Origin of the sequence: Kitasatospora sp. NPDC090091, assembly GCF_044747365.1 — a bacterium.
GTDB lineage: Bacteria > Actinomycetota > Actinomycetes > Streptomycetales > Streptomycetaceae > Kitasatospora.
Window position 1 is genome coordinate 91504 of record NZ_JBIVDY010000005.1, and the last position, 16816, is coordinate 108319.

A 16816-nucleotide genomic window follows, 5' to 3' on the forward strand; every position below is an offset into this window, starting at 1 on the left:
CGGGGGGCTTGCTCGTGTTGTTCGTGCTGAGGCTGCTGTACATCCTGTTGCCGGCCCTGTGCTGGGCGTTCCTGGTCCGCACCCGGGTGGTCGGGGCGGCCGTCCTCGCCCTCCTCGCCGGCCTGGCCGTCGCCCTCGTCGGCCTGCAGCAGGAGTGGTACTTCACCCGCGCCGCGGCCGAGTTCACGGCCGGCTACCCGCTCCTGTGCGGCCTGGTGATCCTGGCGGGCGCGCTGACCGAGCGGCGGCTGCGCGGCCCCCGGCCGAAGCGGGAGTTCGGCACCCCGGTCGGCGGGGCCGCGGTCGCGCTCGGCGCGCACGCCCTGGTCGGCGTCGCCATCGGCTTCGCCTACCAGAGCCTCGCCTACGACGCCTTCCTGCCCGGCGCAGCCGAGGTGTCACTGCCGCCCGGGCTGACCGTCGAGCACGACGACGACGGCTACTGCGGCTCCAACTTCTGCGCCCGCACCCTGACCATCGGCAGCACCGCCGGCCTGCCGCCGGCCGAGGTGGCCGCCCGGCTGCGGGCCGCGCTCGCCGCCGACGGCTGGTCCCCGGGGCGCCACGACCTCCTGCAGCGCCCGCACGGCTGGCTGCTGGACACGCGTGTGTCGCAGGTCGGGCTCAGCGAGACCCCGCGCGGGGTCGAACTGGAGCTGTCCGGCTCCGACGGCTCCAGCGGGCTCGCCGGCCCCGACCCCCGCCCCGGTCGGCCCTGACCCCGGCCCGACGTGACCTTCGTCCCTTGTCCGCAGGGCAGGGCTCTGCTCGCGGACGTGTGTTCGCGGTGCGAAGGTATGGTCGAGATGACCACTCTCTGAGACGACGGGACGGAGACAGCCGCCGTGGCGCGCAGCGTGTACGTGACCGGGATCGACCGGGGGGACGGCCGCCAGGCGGTCGAACTCGGGGTCATGGAACTGCTCACCCGCCAGGTGGACCGGGTGGGGGTGTTCCGGCCGCTGGTGCACGCGCACGCGCCCGGAGAGGCCGGCTCCGACCACGTGGTGGAGCTGCTGCGGGCCCGCTACCGGATCGACCTGCCGGCCTCCGAGCTGTACGGCCTCACCTACGAGGAGGCCGCCGCCCTGCAGGCCGCCCAGGGACAGGACGAGCTGGTCTCCGTCCTGGTCGACCGCTTCCGCGCGGTGGAGCGGCGCTGCCAGGCCGTGCTGGTGCTGGGCACCGACTTCGCGGACACCAACATCCCCGACGAGCTGGCCTTCAACGCCCGGCTCGCCAACGAGTTCGGCGCCGCCGTGCTGCCGGTGGTCGGCGGCCACACCCACGACGCCGAGGCGGTGATCGCCGAGGTCCGCAACGCCCACCGCGCCTACACCGACCTCGGCTGCGCGACGCTGGCGATGATCGCCAACCGGGTCGCCCCCTCCGCCAAGCAGCGGATCCAGCGCAGGCTCACCGAGAAGCTGGCGATCCCCGCGTACGTCATCCCGGAGGAGCCGGCGCTGGCCGCGCCGACCGTCGCACAGCTGGTCGAGGCCACCGGCGCCGAGGTGCTCACCGGCGACGCGGCGGGCCTGGCCCGGGACGTCCGCGGCTTCGTCTTCGGCGGCGCCATGCTGCCCACCTTCCTGGACGCGCTGACCGAGGGCGCCCTGGTGGTCACCCCCGGGGACCGCGCCGATCTGGTGATCGGCTCGCTGGCCGCGCACGCCGCCGGCGCCCCGCCGATCGCCGGCGTCCTGCTGACGCTCGGCCAGCACCCCGGCCCGAACGTCATGGCGCTGGCCGCCCGGCTGGCCCCCGGCACCCCGGTGGCGGTCGTCCCGGAGGGCAGCTGGCCCACCGCCGCCACCCTCACCCACCTGGAGGGCAAGCTCTCCGCGGCCAGCCCACGGAAGGCCGAGATCGCCCTCGGGCTCTTCGAACTGCACGTGGACACCGTCGAGTTGACCAACCGGATCGAGGTCGGCCGGTCCGAGCGGGTGACCCCGATGATGTTCGAGCACGAGCTGCTGGAGCGGGCCCGCTCGGCCCGCCGGCACGTCGTCCTCCCCGAGGGCGCCGAGGAGCGGGTGCTGCGCGCCGCCGAGATCCTGCTGCGCCGCAACATCTGCGACCTCACCCTGCTCGGCGAGCCCGACGCCGTCCGCCGCAGGGCGGCCGCCCTCGGCATCGCCCTGCCGGCCGAAGACCCGGCGGCCGACCGCGCCCAGGTCCGGATCGTCGACCCGGCCACCAGCCCGCTGCGCCGCCAGTTCGCCGAGCTCTACGCGAAGCTGCGGGCGCACAAGGGGATGACCGTCGAGCTGGCCCTGGACGTGGTCACCGACGTCTCCTACTTCGGCACCCTGATGGTCCAGGAGGGCATAGCCGACGGCATGGTCTCCGGCGCGGTGCACTCCACCGCCGCCACCATCCGGCCCGCCTTCGAGGTGATCAAGACCTCGCCGGGCGCGGCCATCGTGTCGAGCGTCTTCTTCATGTGCCTGGCCGACAAGGTGCTGGTCTACGGCGACTGCGCGGTCAACCCGGACCCGGACGCCCAGCAGCTGGCCGACATCGCCATCCAGTCCGCCGCCACCGCCGCGCAGTTCGGCGTCGAGCCGCGGGTCGCGATGCTCTCCTACTCCACCGGCACCTCCGGCTCCGGCGCCGACGTCGACAAGGTCCGCAAGGCCACCGAGCTGGTCCGCCGGCTGCGCCCGGACATCCTGGTCGAGGGGCCGATCCAGTACGACGCGGCGGTGGACGAGCACGTCGCGGCCACCAAGCTGCCCGGTTCGCCGGTGGCCGGCCGGGCCACCGTGCTGATCTTCCCGGACCTCAACACCGGCAACAACACCTACAAGGCGGTCCAGCGCTCCGCCGGCGCGGTGGCGGTCGGCCCGGTCCTGCAGGGTCTGCGCAAGCCCGTCAACGACCTCTCGCGCGGGGCGCTGGTCGAGGACATCGTCAACACCGTCGCGATCACGGCCATCCAGTCGCAGGAGCACGGCCGACCGCAGGAGCACGGCCCGTCGCAGGAGGCACAGCAGTGAGTGAAGGCACCCGGGTCCTGGTCCTGAACGCCGGCTCCTCGTCGGTGAAGTACCAGCTGATCGACATGCTGGACGGCTCGCGCCTGGCGTCCGGGCTGGTCGAGCGGATCGGCGAGGCGGGCGGCCGGCTGGTGCACACCCCGCGCGCCGGCGGGAAGCGCGAGGCGGTGCAGGTCTTCGCCGACCACGACGCCGCGCTGAAGGCCGTCGCCGAGGAGCTGGCCGCCGACGGCATCGGTCTCGACTCCCCCGAGCTGGCCGCGATCGGTCACCGGGTGGTCCACGGCGGCCTGCGGTTCACCGAGCCGACCGTGGTCACCGACGAGGTGCTCCGGGAGATCCGCCGGCTCATCCCGGTGGCCCCGCTGCACAACCCGGCCAACATCACCGGCATCGAGGTGGCCCGCGCACTGCGCCCGGACCTGCCGCAGGTGGCTGTCTTCGACACCGCCTTCCACGCCTCGATGCCCGAGCACGCGGCCCGGTACGCGATCGACCGGACGGTCGCGGACGAGCACCGGGTGCGCCGCTACGGCTTCCACGGCACCTCGCACCAGTACGTCTCGCGGGCCACCGCCCGGCTGCTCGGCAAGGACCCGGCCGAGGTCAACGTGATCGTGCTGCACCTGGGCAACGGCGCCTCCGCCTCCGCGGTCTCCGGCGGGCGCTGCGTCGACACCTCGATGGGCCTCACCCCGCTGGAGGGCCTGGTGATGGGCACTCGTTCGGGTGACATCGACGCGGGCGTGGTGTTCCACCTGCACCGGGTCGGCGGCCTGTCCGTGGACGAGATCGACGCCCTGCTCAACCGCCGCAGCGGCCTGCTCGGCCTCTGCGGGGACAACGACATGCGCGAGATCATGCGCCGCGCGGAGGAGGGCGACGCGGACGCCCGGCTGGCCTTCGACGCGTACATCCACCGGCTGCGCAAGTACATCGGCGGCTACTACGCGGTACTCGGCCGGGTGGACGCGATCGCCTTCACCGCCGGCGTCGGCGAGAACGCGGCCCCGGTGCGGGCGGCGGCCACCGCCGGGCTGGAGGAGCTGGGGATCGCCGTCGACCCGGAGCTGAACTCGGTGCGCTCCGGCGAACCGCGGATCATCTCCTCCGCGTACTCCCGGGTGGCGGTCGCCGTGGTGCCAACCGACGAGGAGCTGGAGATCGCGCGGCAGGCGTTCGCCCTGGTCCACCGGGAGTCCGCGGACTGACACCCCGTCGTCTCGGTCCGCGAAATCCTTCGTCGGCGATTCCTCGCGATTCGCGCCGAATGCACCTATAACACGAACGGATAGACTGACCGATATGCGCCGAGCGAAAATTGTCTGCACCCTGGGTCCGGCCACGGACTCCTACGAACAGCTGAAGGCCATCGTCGAGGCGGGCATGAACGTCGCCCGACTGAACATGAGCCACGGCACCCACGCGGACCACGAGGAGCGGTACCGCAAGGTCCGCCAGGTCTCGGAGGACACCGGCAAGGCCATCGGCGTCCTTGCCGACCTCCAGGGTCCCAAGATCCGTCTGGCGACCTTCGCCAACGGCCCGGTGACCGTCGACAACGGCGACGAGTTCACCATCACCACCGAGGACGTCCCCGGCGACCAGCACATCTGCGGCACCACCTACAAGGGCCTGCCCGGCGACGTGAAGCCCGGCGACCCGATCCTGATCAACGATGGCGTCATCGCCCTGGAGGTCGTCAGCGTCGACGGCCCGCGGGTGAGGACCGTGGTGGTCGAGGGCGGCGTGCTCTCGAACAACAAGGGCATCAACCTGCCCGGCGCGGCCGTGAACGTGCCCGCGCTGTCCGAGAAGGACAAGGAGGACCTGCGCTTCGCGCTGGCCCTGGGCGTCGACATGGTCGCCCTCTCCTTCGTCCGGAACGCGGCCGACATCAAGGACGTCCACGCGGTCATGGACGAGGTCGGCATCCGCGTGCCGGTCATCGCCAAGATCGAGAAGCCGCAGGCCGTCGAGGCCATGGAGGAGATCGTCCTCGCCTTCGACGCCATCATGGTGGCCCGTGGCGACCTGGCCGTCGAGTACCCGCTGGAGCGGGTGCCGCTGGTCCAGAAGCAGCTGATCACCCTGGCCCGCCGGAACGCCAAGCCGGTCATCGTCGCCACCCAGATGATGGAGTCGATGATCCACGCCTCGCGCCCGACCCGCGCCGAGGTCTCCGACGTCGCGAACGCCATCCTGGACGGCACCGACGCGGTGATGCTCTCCGCCGAGTCCAGTGTCGGCAAGTACCCGGTCGAGACGGTCCGCACCATGAGCCGGATCTGCGAGAAGGCCGAGGAGGAGCTGATCTCCCAGGGCCTCCAGCCGCTGAACCCGGGCCGCAAGCCGCGCACCCAGGGCGGCTCGATCGCCCGCGCCGCCTGCGAGCTGGGCGACTTCCTCAACGGCAAGGCGCTGATCGCGTTCACCAAGTCCGGTGACACCGCACGCCGGCTCTCCCGGTACCGCTCGCCGATCCCGGTGATCGCGTTCACGCCGGACCACGCCACCCGCAACCAGCTCTCGCTGAGCTGGGGCGTGGAGTCCCACGTCACCGAGCAGGTCGAGACCACCGACGAGATGGTCGCGCAGGTCGACCGCGAGCTGCTGCGCATGGGTGAGCTGGGCGAGGGCGACACCGTCATCGTCACCGCCGGCTCGCCGCCCGGCGTCCCCGGCAACACCAACATGGTCCAGGTCCACCACCTGGGCACCCGCGGCGAGTAGTCGCCCGGAAACGCCCGTGGGGCGGCCCCCTCCGCAGTGGAGGGGGCCGCCCCACGGGCGTTTCCGGAGCCGGTTCGGGCCCGGGAGGCCGCCGGCCCTAGAGGTTGCCGACGTACGGGGTGTCGTCGTTGTAGAGCCGCATGCCGGGGATCTTCAGCGTGCCGCCGAACTGGCCGGCCTGGACCGCCGTGACCCCGGTCATCTCCAGCCAGAGCGGGATCTCCAGCTTGCCGATCAGGTCGTACAGCCACTGCGGCAGCGGGCCGTCCGGGGTGAGCGTGAGCTCGCCCAGGTCGATCGGGACCGGCAGGCCGAGCACCTTGGAGAGGTGGCCCGACATCCGCTCCACGTACATGGTGACCGGGCCCTTGCGCATGGTGGAGACCGAGCCCGGCGCGCCCTTGACGTGGAAGGTCTTGCCGTTGCCCTCCAGAGTCGACATGTCGAGGTTCTCGATGTCCACGGTGTCGACCACGAACTTCAGCACCCGCTTGGTGCCGGTGGGCGTCTGCACCTTGACCACGCCCATCAGCACGGCGTGGTTCAGCGTCAGCCGGCTGGTCTGCAGGGTCCAGTTCTGGTCCGGGACGAGGATCGGGTTGTCCGGCGTCTCCCCGGCCGAGAGGCCCTTCAGCGGGACGAGGCAGTTCGGGTCGGCGCTCGGCGAGGCGGAGGCGGACGGCGTCCGGGCCCCGGACGACGGCGCCGCCGAACCGGTGGCCTTCGCACCGGCGGACGGCTTCGCGGCGGTCTTGCCGCTGCCCGCCGAAGCGGACGCCTTCGGGCTCGGCGCGCCCGTCGCGGCGCCGGACGGCGCGGCCGCGGGGGCCGGGCCGGCGGCGGAGGACGGCGCGGGCGCGGCGGGCGCCGGGGTGCCTGCGGCCGGAGCGGCCGGGGCCGCCACCGCACGGTTGCCGGCGGCGGGCGCCGCCGAGGCCGTGGGGGCCGGCGCCGGCTTCGCGCTGCCGGTGGAGGCCGACGGGCTGGGCGAGGCGCTCGGGTTGAGCAGGTTGGTGACGCCGCCGACGATGTCGCCGATCAGCCCGGCCTGCACCACCCCGCCGGAGCCGCCGGTGGTCGCGGACCGGACCGGGGCCGAGGCCGGGCTCGACGCGGGCGCCGGGGCCTGGCTGCTCGGCCCGGACGTCGGAGCCGTCGGGGCCTCCGGCGTCGTCGGGGCCGCCGTCGGCGCGGGTGCCGTCGAGGGCGCGGCGGGCGCGCCGGTCGGCTCCACCGGGAGCGGCACGGACGGGCCGGGCAGCGGCGGGGGCAGCTCGCTCTTCGGAACGGGTGTCTCGGCCACCGCGGGCTGCTGCACCGGGGTGTCCGGCGCGCTCGCGCAGGGCTTGCCGGCGGCGGGCTCGGCGACGGCCGCGTTCGGCGTGTAGGTGGCGGCCATCAGCAGCGCGGTCGGCACCGCGGCCATGGCCAGCGCCCGCCCTCGCAGTCTGACCCGGACCGGTGTCCGGCGGGCGGCGTGCCGCCCGGAGCGCTGCTCCGGCTCGGCGGGCCGGCCCTGCTGCTCCTCCGGGGCGGTCACCGCGCCTCCTCGACGTCGCCGCCCTGCTGCCGCGGAAGGGTGCCCTCGGCGGTCGGGGCCTTGTCGAGGACCGGCCGCTCGGCCTGACCGGGCACGGCCGGCAGCGGCGCGGTGGCGGCCTCGGCGGTCGCCGGGGCGGCCTTCTCCGGAGCGGCCGCCCCGGTGGTGGCGGTCTCCGCAACGGGCTCGGCGGCGACGGCCTCGGCAGTGGCGGCGGTGGTGGCGCTGGCGGTGGCCGGCTCGGCCTCGACCGGGTTCGGCGCCCAGGCGACCATCAGCCCGCCGCCGATCAGGCCCGGCAGCAGCGACATGCCGAAGCCGGAGAGGTTGGAGACCGGGATCGACACCAGGGTGAGCAGCATGGTGGCGACACCGGCGAAGATCCGCACGGCCGACTGGAACCAGGCGGTCAGCCCGAGCACGATCAGCAGGATGCCGATGATCAGTGACCCGGCGCCGGCTGTGGTGGCCATGGCCACCGTCATGCCGTTCAGCGAGAGCTTGGCGTAGGGGAAGTACATGATCGGGACGCCGGCGAACATGGCCAGCAAACCGCCGTAGAACGGCCGGGACCGGCGGAAATTACGGAACACCCGGCGCACCCACTGGACGGGGTTCTCGTGGTCGGCGGGCCGCAGCTCGGCAAGGGCGCTGGACACGGTGCAGCTCCTCGATGGTGTGAACGAGGGGAGAAAACGGGAGGGGGAGGCCCGGGGACGGCGCACACACCGTCCCCGGCCCCCCGGGTGCCGTGCTCGGCGGCGGATCGCAGGACCCACCGCCGGTCAGCGGCCTAGTAGCACTCGTGCCCGCCGTCGGTGTGCAGGTTGAGCTTCAGGCCGTTCAGCGTGAAGGTGCCCGCCGAGGTGGCCCAGGCGGTCTGCTGCACGTTGTACAGGTCGGCCTTCTCGGCCGCCTGGGCGAAGCCGACCTTGCCGGTGGGCTTGGTGCTGCCCGGCAGCGCGCCCTTCCAGTTCTCGGTCGCGGTGCCCTTGAGCGTCGCGGCGTCCTGGCCGATGTTGATGTTGGTGAACTCGGCGTCCGCGTTCAGCTGGTCCAGGTCGATCAGCAGGTTCTTGGCGGAGACCTGCTTCGCCACGTCGTCGGAGTAGCCGGCCTCCAGACGCAGGGTGATCTTGGGCAGCTTCCACGGCAGGCCGGGGATGATGTTCGGGTCGGTCACCACCGACTGGCAGAGGCCCTTGATGGTGGCCGAGTCGAACGCCGAGACGGCGATCGGGTGCGGCGTGCCGTTGGCCTCGGCGTCGATGGAGCCGAACTGCGCGAAGTTCTTGCCGTGCAGCTCCTGCGTGGTGACCTTGAAGCTCTGGCCGGAGACGCTGAACGACGCCGCCAGCGCGTTGTTGGCCATCGCCACGCCGACCGCGGCGGTGGCGGCGATGCCCGGCACCATCACGAGGGCGAAGCGCTTCCAGCGGGTCTTGCCGTAGGTCTGGGACATGCGAGTCCTCCTTCTAGGACGTACATCTCCGGCGCCCGGCGGTGCGTCCCGCACCGGTGGGGGCCTGGGATGGGAGAGAGCTACGTCCTCGGTAGCGGAGAGCGCCGTGGGCGTCGTCGGACGCGGGAGCGGCCGGCACACAGCGGCACTCCCGTCCCTTCACCGACCACCCCTGCGGGGCGGCGGGCAGGACCGACGACATCGGCGATCACCCCCGAGCGACAACCAGCGACCGCGCGGGCCGCGCGGCCGGTCGAAGGACAGGAACCGCCGTGGGACCGCGGATACCCCCCTGCCCTCCCTGCCGCCGGCCGTGACCGACGGCTCGCCCGGTGGGGATCCCTCACTCCGTCCGCCGACCGGCTGCCGGGGTTTGGAGTCTGGGACCGGGCGTCGCCGATGCTGCTTGAATCCCGGGCGAAGCACAAGGGGTTCATTACTGACGGGTAATCCAACATCACATGTCGGCGATCATGAAATCGGCCGACTGATCACCCAGCGTGACGAAATGAAGGAATCGTGACGGCGAAATCCGTCGGAAACACCTGCGAAACACCCGTGGGTGATCACCTGAAGTGACCACCCACGGGCGTTGTCAAGATTTGGTAAACCTCTCACGCGATGACCGGATTGTCGCCAAATCACCAGCGACACCGCAGGTCATCCGCCGTGCCAGAACGCGCCCGCAGGCGGCGTCCGGTCGGGCCCGGCAGAGCAGGCTCAGAACAGCACGCGGGCCAGCGCCGTGCGCGCCGCCGTCACCCGCGAGTCCTCCGGGCCGATCACTTCGAACAGCTCCAGCAGCCGGAGCCGGGCGGTGTCCCGGTCCTCGCCGAAGGTCTTGCCGACGGTGTCCACCAGCCGGCCGAAGGCGTCCTCGACGTGCCCGCCGACCAGGTCCAGGTCGGCCGCCCGCAGCTGGGCCTCGACGTCCTTGGGGTCGGCCGCGGCCGCCGCCCGGACGGCCTGCGGGTCGAGCGCCTCGACCCGGTGGAGCAGCTCCGCCTGGGCCAGGCCGAGCCTGGCCTCGGTGTTGCCCGGCTGGTCGGCCAGCACGTTCCGGTACGCCTGGACCGCGCCGCCCAGGTCGCCCCGGTCCAGCGCGTCGTGCGCCGCCGCCAGCGCCGGGTCCTCCGGGAGCACGGGCGCGGCCTCGCCGGCCGTACCGGGAGCCGCGGAGCCGCCGGCCACGCCGAACCGCTGCTCGGCGACCAGGATCAGCTGGTCCAGCACCTTGCGGACGTTGGCCTCGCTCTCGGCCCCCTGGAACAGCGGGACCAGCTGGCCGGCCACCACGGCCATCACGGCCGGGATGCCCTGGATGCCGAACTGCTGGGCGAGCAGCTGGTTGGCCTCGACGTCGATCTTGGCGAGCACGATCCGGCCGGCGTACTCGTCGGCCAGCCGCTCCAGGATCGGGCTGAGCTGCTTGCACGGGCCGCACCACTCGGCCCAGAAGTCGATGACCACCGGCACTTCGGCGGAACGCTGGACGACCTCGGACTCGAAGGTGTCCTCGGTGACGTCGATGACGAGCTCGTACGCGGGCCGGTCGGGTGCCACCCCGGCCGCCTCGGCGGCGGCCGCCTGGCGGGCCCGCTCGGCCCGGGCCTGCTCGGCCTTCTGGGCGGCCTCGCCGGCCGCCTTCACTGCGGCGAGATCGACCGCGCCGCGCAGGGCGGCGCTGTTGGGACGCGAATTCCGTGGCTGCATGGCACCATCCTCCCCCGTCCGCGCCGCTCCCGGGCACCAACCTGGGAAAACCGCCCCGCGCGGGCTGCGCGGTACCGGCCTCCCGGGCCCCGGCCCTCCCCCTGAAACCTGAACCGTTCGGCGCGGATCCCCACCCGCGCCCGCGCCGCCCCGTCCCACGGGTTGCGGCGCCTGGTCGTCACTGCTTTCGCTACGACTCGTAGCGTAACTGGACCGAGGGCCCCCGCCGCAACCCCATCCCCCTTTCCCGGGACGTGAGCTGCCCCACTTTCCCGGGCAGCCAGGCTGACCTGGAGTGCGGGGAGTCGCTACCGTTACCGGTCCCACCCATGTTACTTACCAGTAAATCGCAAGGAGGCGCGGTGCCGGCCCCCCAGCCCCCCGTGACCCCGGACCGGCCGGCCGCCCGGGACGGCCTCCCGGAAGCCCCGGAGAGCCCCGACAGCACCACCGCCAGGGCCAAGGGCAGGCCGCGCAGCGCCGCCGCCGACCGCGCCATCCTGGACGCCACCCGCGAGGCCCTGGCCGAGCTGGGCTGGGGCGGCCTGACCATGGGCCACGTGGCCACCCGGGCCAAGGTCGCCAAGACCACCCTGTACCGCCGCTGGCCGTCCAAGAACGAGCTGGTCGTGGACGCCGTCGCGAGCCTCTTCGACGATCTGGTGATGCCCGACCTCGGCAGCCTGCGGGCCGACATCGAGGCAGTGGTGTCGCAGTTCGCCGCCCTGCTGGCCCGGCCGGAGACCCAGGCGGCGCTGCTCGCCCTGTTCGCCGAGGGCACCCGCGACCCGCAGCTGCGGCGGCGGATCCGCGAGGCGATCGTCGACCCGCAGAAGCGCCTCGTCCGGCAGGGCCGGGCCTCCGCGCAGGCGCGCGGCGAGCTGGCTCCGGACTGCGACGAGACGGCGGCCTGCGAGGAGGTGGACATCATCTTCGACACCATCGCCGGGACGGTGGAGCACCGGGTGCTGGTGAGCGGCGAGCCGATCACCGCCGACTGGACCAGGCGGTTCACCAACCTGCTGCTCGGGCCGTTCCCCAGCCTGGTGCCCTGACCGGCGCGGTTCCTGATCAGCCCGGTGCCCCGGCCGGCGCGGTCCCGCGTCCGGCCGGACACGCCGAAGCCGCCCCCGCACGGAATGCGCGGGGGCGGCTTCGGCGTACGGGGCCGGGAGGCGTCAGAACGCGGCGGGCTCCCGGTAGATCCCCCACTCCTCGCGCAGGGCGTTGCAGATCTCGCCGAGGGTCGCCTCCGCCCGGACGGCGTCCAGCATCGGCGGGATCATCGACTCGCCGGAGCGCGCCGCCGCCAGCATGGCGTCCAGCCCGGCCCGCACCGCCGCGTCGTCCCGGCCGGCCTTGCGCTCGCGCAGCACGCGCACCTGCTCGCGCTCGACCTCGTGGCTGACCCGCAGGATCTCCAGCTCGGGGGTGACGCTGCGCGGGTGGCAGTTGACGCCGACGACGCGCTTCTCGCCCTTCTCCACGCCCTGCTGGTACTGGAAGGCCGCCTCGGCGATCTCCCCGGTGAAGAAGCCCTCCTCGATCCCGCGCAGGATGCCGGAGGTGATCGGGCCGATCTCGTGGTCCTCGCGGCCCTTGTCCAGGATCCGCCGGAAGATCGCCTCGGCCTGCTCCTCGATCCGGTCGGTGAGCGCCTCGACGTACCAGGAGCCGCCCAGCGGGTCGGCCACGTTGGTGATGCCGGTCTCCTCCATCAGCACCTGCTGGGTGCGCAGGGCGATCTCGGCGGCCTGCTCGGAGGGGAGCGCCAGGGTCTCGTCCAGGGCGTTGGTGTGCAGCGAGTTGGTGCCGCCGAGCACCGCCGAGAGCGCCTCGACGGCGGTGCGGACCACGTTGTTGTACGGCTGCTGCGCGGTCAGCGAGACGCCGGCGGTCTGGGTGTGGAAGCGCAGCCACTGCGCCTTGTCGGTCGTGGCGCCGAAGCGGTCGCGCATCCAGCGGGCCCAGATCCGGCGGGCGGCGCGGAACTTGGCGATCTCCTCGAAGAAGTCGAGGTGGGCGTCGAAGAAGAACGACAGGCCGGGCGCGAAGACGTCCACGTCCAGGCCGCGGGAGAGGCCCAGCTCGACGTAGGCGAAACCGTCCGCCAGCGTGTACGCCAGCTCCTGCGCGGCCGTCGCCCCGGCCTCGCGGATGTGGTAGCCGGAGACCGAGAGCGGCTTGTACGCCGGGATGCCCTCGGCGCAGTACGCCATCAGGTCGCCGATCAGGCGCAGGTGCGGCTCGGGGGCGAAGAGCCACTCCTTCTGGGCGATGTACTCCTTGAAGATGTCCGTCTGCAGGGTGCCGTTGAGCACCGCCGGGTCGACGCCCTGGCGCTCGGCGGCGACCAGGTACATGCAGAAGATCGGGACGGCCGGGCCGCTGATCGTCATCGAGGTGGTGACGTCGCCCAGCGGGATGCCCTGGAACAGCACCTCCATGTCGGCGGCCGAGTCGATCGCCACACCGCAGTGGCCGACCTCGCCGAGCGACTTCGGGTCGTCGGAGTCGTAGCCCATCAGGGTGGGCATGTCGAAGGCCACCGAGAGGCCGCCGCCGCCCGCCTCCAGGATCATCCGGTAGCGCTCGTTGGTCTGCTGGGCGTTGCCGAAACCGGCGAACTGGCGGATGGTCCACGTCCGCCCGCGGTAGCCGGTCGGGTGCAGGCCGCGGGTGAAGGGGTACTCGCCCGGCCAGCCGATCCGCTCGAAGCCCGGCACGGCCTGGCCGGGGGCCGGACCGTAGACCGGCTCGACCTCGTCACCGGAGAGGGTGGTGAAGTCCGCGTCCCGCTTGCGGGCGCTGTCGTACCGCTGCTGCCAGCGCTGCCGCCCGCGCTCGATCTCCTCGGCGTCCATGGCCAAGAACTCCGCTCCGTACGGCCGCCACGGCACCGGGCGGCACAGCTATTAGGACGTCCTACTAATTTACTCGGACGTCCTAGTACTTGTCGACGGCAACACGGCCCGGACGTGCCGACGGGCCCCCGGAACGCGAAAGGGCGCCCCTCCCCCGGGCGGGGAAGGGGCGCCCTCGCAGGCGCGGCGGGTCAGACGCCGGCGGTCTGCCGGGCGGTCCCGCCGGCCGGCAGCTTGGCGGCGGCCTCCGCGGCCACCCGGCGCTCGGCGAAGAAGGAGGCGAACGGGATGCAGCCGGCGGCCAGGGTGAAGACCATCCGGCCGAGCGGCCACTTGAGCTTCTGGCCGAGCAGGAAGGTCACCACGAAGTACCCGATGTAGAGGTAGCCGTGCAGCATCGCCACGTACGTGGTCAGGTCCTCGGCGGTGTCGAAGCCGTACTTCGCCACCATGAAGCCGCAGAACACCAGCAGCGCCACGCCGGTCGCCACGGCCAGGGCCCGGTACCAGCCCAGCAGGGGGGTCGCCTTCATACTCACATCGCCTCGCTCGGCAGGATCGGCCGGCACGCCCCGATCCGCGCACCGCTCCGAACGAGGGTAGCCGCCGCTTACGGGTGCGCCGTGCAGCGGCCTCGGGCCTGTCCGGCGGATCCCGGCGGGCCCGGGCCGGTCCCTACTCGGCCGGGGCCCCGTCCTCCTCGGTGAAGTCGCCGGCGGCGACCCGCAGCGGCTTGATCAGCTCGAAGACCTGCCGGCACTGGTCGGCGCCGTACTCCTCCAGGCCGAACTCCATCGCCATCAGCTCCCGGGTGGCGTCCTCCACCGTCTCGCGGCCCCGCGCGGTGATCGAGGCGAGGACGCCGCGGCCGTCCAGCGGGTTGGGGCGGCGGGCGACCAGGCCGGCCCGCTCCAGGCGGTCGACGGTGTTGGTGACGCTGGTCGGGTGGACCATGAGCCGCTCGCCGATCTTGGACAGCGAGAGCTCGCCGGTCCGACTGAAGGTGAGCAGCACCAGCGCCTCGTAACGGGCGAAGGTCAGCCCGTACGGCTTGAGCACCGCGTCCACCCGCGAGAGCAGGATCTGGTGGGCGCGCATGATCGAGGTGATCGCCGCCATCGAGGGCACGGAGCCCCAACGGCGGGTCCAGAGCTCGTCGGCGCGGGCGATCGGGTCGAAGTCGAGTGCGAGGGGCTTGGGCACCTCCTTACCGTACCGGCGGGCGGAACGGGTGTTACCAGGCGTCCTGATGGTGGACAAGCGCGACGCGTGGCGGGATCCCGCCAGTGGGGCGCGCTGGTCCGTACCAGCACGTTGCACACATGTGAACGGACGCCAACCGCCGCCGAAGCGGCGGTGGTTGACGCCGGGGCGGGCGTTCGGCCCGTCATCAGGCGTCGGTTCGGGCGGTAACCCGCTGCAAGACGGGGCATTTTGACCGCTTTTGTCGCTCTGTTCACAATCCGCCGGACTGGCGAGACCTGGCCAATTGGTGAACCAGACCTGTCATTTCACTTGTTGGATTGTCATGCTTTCGGCCAGCCCCGTCCGGCAGGCCGTCACCCCACTCATCGGCGGCCCGCCGCTCGACCGCACGGAGCAGCACGTCAGCGCCCGTTCCGCCCCTCAGGTGCCAACCCCGGCACCCCGGAACGCGGTGCGACCGCGCACACGCGGTTTCCCGGAAGGACCCTGTACGTGAAGCGAAAGCTCGCAGCCGGCGCCGTACTCTCCGCCACCGCCCTCCTCACCGGCGTCATCCAGGTGAGCACCGCCGCCCAGGCCAGCCCGGCCCCGTCGGCCGAGGCCCAGGCCGCGCAGCAGCGCGAGGCCGTCCTCTCCGTGGCGAAGGGTCAGGCCGACCCGCTGGCCAAGGCGCTGGCGCTGGGCGGCCAGGAGAAGCTGGTCGCCAAGGACGCCGTGGTGGACGCCAACGGGACCCGCCACCTCCGCTTCGAGCGCACCTTCGCCGGCCTGCCCGTCCTCGGCGGCGACCTGGTCGTGCACCAGGCCTCCGACGGCGCCGTGAAGTCCGTGGACAAGGCCGTCACCGCGCAGATCGCCCTGCCGAGCCTGACCCCGGAGATCCCCGCCGACCAGGCGTCCGCCCAGGCCTCCGGCGCGGTCCAGGCGACCGTCGGCATCGCCGCCGACAAGGACGAGTCCCCGCTGAAGGAGGTCCACCAGGCCGGCACCGCCCAGCTGGTGGTCTGGGCCGCCGACGGCAACCCGCGCCTGGCGTACCGGACGACCGTCGAGGGCCTGCGCGCCGACGGCACCCCGTCGAGCCAGCTGCTGGTCACCGACGCCGCCACCGGCGAGGTGCTCTCCACCCACGAGCAGGTGCAGACCGCGACCGGCACCGGCAAGGGCGTCTTCGTCGGCAGCGTCCCGCTGACCACCACCAGCGTCACCGGCGGCTACTCGCTCAAGGACGCCACCCGCGGCGGCCAGTCCACCAGCGACCTCAAGAACCGCACCTCCGGCTCGGGCACCCTGTACACCGACACCGACAACGTCTGGGGCACCGGCACCGTCTCCAGCGGCCAGTCGGCCGCGGTGGACGCGCAGTTCGGCGCGGCGGCCACCTGGGACTACTACAAGAACTCCTTCGGTCGCCTCGGCATCAAGAACAACGGCGTCGGCGCCACCAGCCGCGTCCACTACGGCCGCAACTACGTCAACGCGTTCTGGAACGACTCCTGCTTCTGCATGACGTACGGCGACGGTGACGGCAACACCCACCCGCTGACCGAGCTCGACGTGGCCGGCCACGAGATGACCCACGGCGTCACCTCCGCCACCGCGGGCCTCAACTACTCGGGCGAGTCCGGCGGTCTCAACGAGGCCACCTCGGACATCTTCGGCACCATGGTCGAGTTCTCCGCCAACCTGGCGTCCGACACCCCGGACTACCTGATCGGCGAGCTGATCGACATCAACGGCGACGGCACGCCGCTGCGCTACATGGACAAGCCCTCCAAGGACGGCGGCTCCGCCGACTCCTGGTCCTCCGGCGTGGGCAACCTGGACGTCCACTACTCGTCCGGCGTGGCCAACCACTTCTTCTACCTGCTGGCCGAGGGCAGCGGCGCCAAGACCATCAACGGCGTCGCCTACAACAGCCCGACCTCCAACGGCTCCACGATCACCGGCGTCGGCCGGACCAAGGCCGCGGCCATCTGGTACCGCGCCCTGACCGTGTACTGGACCTCCACCACCAACTACAAGGGCGCCCGCACCGGCACCCTGAGCGCGGCGGCCGACCTGTACGGCGCGGGCAGCGCCGAGTACAACGCGGTGGCGGCCGCCTGGAGCGGCGTCAACGTCAACTGACGCCAGCGCCGAAGGGGCGCCCGGGGACCTCACTGGGAGGGGAGGCCCCGGGCGCTCCGGCGTTCCCGGGCCCGGACGGCCCGGCCGGTCGGCCTTCCGGCGGCCGGGCCCGGGAGGCCGACGAGTCCGCAGACCCGCCGGGTAGCAAGCGCCGCAGCCCCCGGCA

General features: G+C 72.7%; 13 protein-coding genes. 6 read left to right on the forward strand and 7 right to left on the reverse strand.

The window, feature by feature from the left end; genetic code table 11:
- Positions 1–8: 8 nt before the first annotated feature.
- The 4 genes from ACIPSC_RS10300 (at position 9) to pyk (ending at position 5735) form a co-directional block, all read left to right on the forward strand.
- On the forward strand, positions 9–719 hold the full coding sequence (locus tag ACIPSC_RS10300) for a hypothetical protein (RefSeq protein ID WP_400824626.1): 711 nt from the start codon (positions 9–11) through the stop codon (positions 717–719).
- 126 nt (positions 720–845) lie between these two features.
- Entirely contained in the window at positions 846–3002 is a 2157-nt protein-coding gene (pta, locus tag ACIPSC_RS10305) for a phosphate acetyltransferase (protein WP_400824627.1), read from the forward strand.
- Positions 2999–4213, forward strand: coding sequence for an acetate kinase (locus tag ACIPSC_RS10310; RefSeq protein WP_400824628.1), 1215 nt, complete (start codon positions 2999–3001; stop codon positions 4211–4213). The genes pta and ACIPSC_RS10310 overlap by 4 nt, the downstream gene beginning before the upstream one ends.
- Positions 4214–4307: 94 nt before the next feature.
- Entirely contained in the window at positions 4308–5735 is a 1428-nt protein-coding gene (gene pyk, locus ACIPSC_RS10315; protein WP_400824630.1) for a pyruvate kinase, read from the forward strand.
- A gap of 97 nt (positions 5736–5832) precedes the next feature.
- Here pyk and ACIPSC_RS10320 read toward each other — a convergent pair whose 3' ends face one another.
- The 4 genes from ACIPSC_RS10320 to ACIPSC_RS10335 all read right to left on the reverse strand — a co-directional run bounded on the left by ACIPSC_RS10320 (position 5833) and on the right by ACIPSC_RS10335 (position 10450).
- Complete coding sequence (locus tag ACIPSC_RS10320; protein WP_400824631.1) at positions 5833–7275, reverse strand: hypothetical protein; 1443 nt, start codon at positions 7273–7275, stop codon at positions 5833–5835.
- Positions 7272–7934, reverse strand: coding sequence for a DUF6114 domain-containing protein (locus ACIPSC_RS10325; RefSeq protein WP_400824632.1), 663 nt, complete (start codon positions 7932–7934; stop codon positions 7272–7274). The genes ACIPSC_RS10320 and ACIPSC_RS10325 overlap by 4 nt, the downstream gene beginning before the upstream one ends.
- Positions 7935–8068: 134 nt before the next feature.
- The gene (locus ACIPSC_RS10330) at positions 8069–8737 is read right to left on the reverse strand and encodes a DUF6230 family protein (protein ID WP_313765580.1); all 669 of its coding nucleotides are present in this window, start codon (positions 8735–8737) and stop codon (positions 8069–8071) included.
- 720 nt (positions 8738–9457) lie between these two features.
- Entirely contained in the window at positions 9458–10450 is a 993-nt protein-coding gene (locus ACIPSC_RS10335; RefSeq protein WP_400824633.1) for a tetratricopeptide repeat protein, read from the reverse strand.
- A 362-nt stretch (positions 10451–10812) separates the two neighbouring features.
- On the opposite strand from ACIPSC_RS10335, the gene ACIPSC_RS10340 reads away from it, so the two are divergent.
- The gene (locus ACIPSC_RS10340; RefSeq protein ID WP_400824634.1) at positions 10813–11505 is read left to right on the forward strand and encodes a TetR/AcrR family transcriptional regulator; all 693 of its coding nucleotides are present in this window, start codon (positions 10813–10815) and stop codon (positions 11503–11505) included.
- Between the two features lie 123 nt (positions 11506–11628).
- Here the strand turns inward: ACIPSC_RS10340 and ACIPSC_RS10345 are convergent, their stop codons facing one another.
- The 3 genes from ACIPSC_RS10345 to ACIPSC_RS10355 all read right to left on the reverse strand — a co-directional run bounded on the left by ACIPSC_RS10345 (position 11629) and on the right by ACIPSC_RS10355 (position 14517).
- Entirely contained in the window at positions 11629–13314 is a 1686-nt protein-coding gene (locus ACIPSC_RS10345) for a methylmalonyl-CoA mutase (protein ID WP_400824635.1), read from the reverse strand.
- Between the two features lie 191 nt (positions 13315–13505).
- A complete protein-coding gene (locus ACIPSC_RS10350) occupies positions 13506–13847 on the reverse strand; it encodes a DUF3817 domain-containing protein (protein WP_400824636.1) in 342 nt (113 codons plus the stop codon).
- A gap of 142 nt (positions 13848–13989) precedes the next feature.
- A complete protein-coding gene (locus ACIPSC_RS10355) occupies positions 13990–14517 on the reverse strand; it encodes a MarR family winged helix-turn-helix transcriptional regulator (RefSeq protein ID WP_400824637.1) in 528 nt (175 codons plus the stop codon).
- Between the two features lie 495 nt (positions 14518–15012).
- Here ACIPSC_RS10355 and ACIPSC_RS10360 point away from each other — a divergent pair, with 495 nt between their 5' ends.
- Positions 15013–16650, forward strand: coding sequence for a M4 family metallopeptidase (locus ACIPSC_RS10360; RefSeq protein WP_400824638.1), 1638 nt, complete (start codon positions 15013–15015; stop codon positions 16648–16650).
- Positions 16651–16816: the final 166 nt, after the last annotated feature.

Coding starts and splice junctions, on each gene's coding strand:
- ACIPSC_RS10345 (WP_400824635.1), bottom strand. CDS start 13,314: ATGGACGCCGAGGAGATCGAGCGCGGGCGGCAGCGCTGGCAGCAGCGG.
- ACIPSC_RS10350 (WP_400824636.1), bottom strand. CDS start 13,847: ATGAAGGCGACCCCCCTGCTGGGCTGGTACCGGGCCCTGGCCGTGGCG.
- ACIPSC_RS10330 (WP_313765580.1), bottom strand. CDS start 8,737: ATGTCCCAGACCTACGGCAAGACCCGCTGGAAGCGCTTCGCCCTCGTG.
- ACIPSC_RS10335 (WP_400824633.1), bottom strand. CDS start 10,450: ATGCAGCCACGGAATTCGCGTCCCAACAGCGCCGCCCTGCGCGGCGCG.
- pyk (WP_400824630.1), top strand. CDS start 4,308: ATGCGCCGAGCGAAAATTGTCTGCACCCTGGGTCCGGCCACGGACTCC.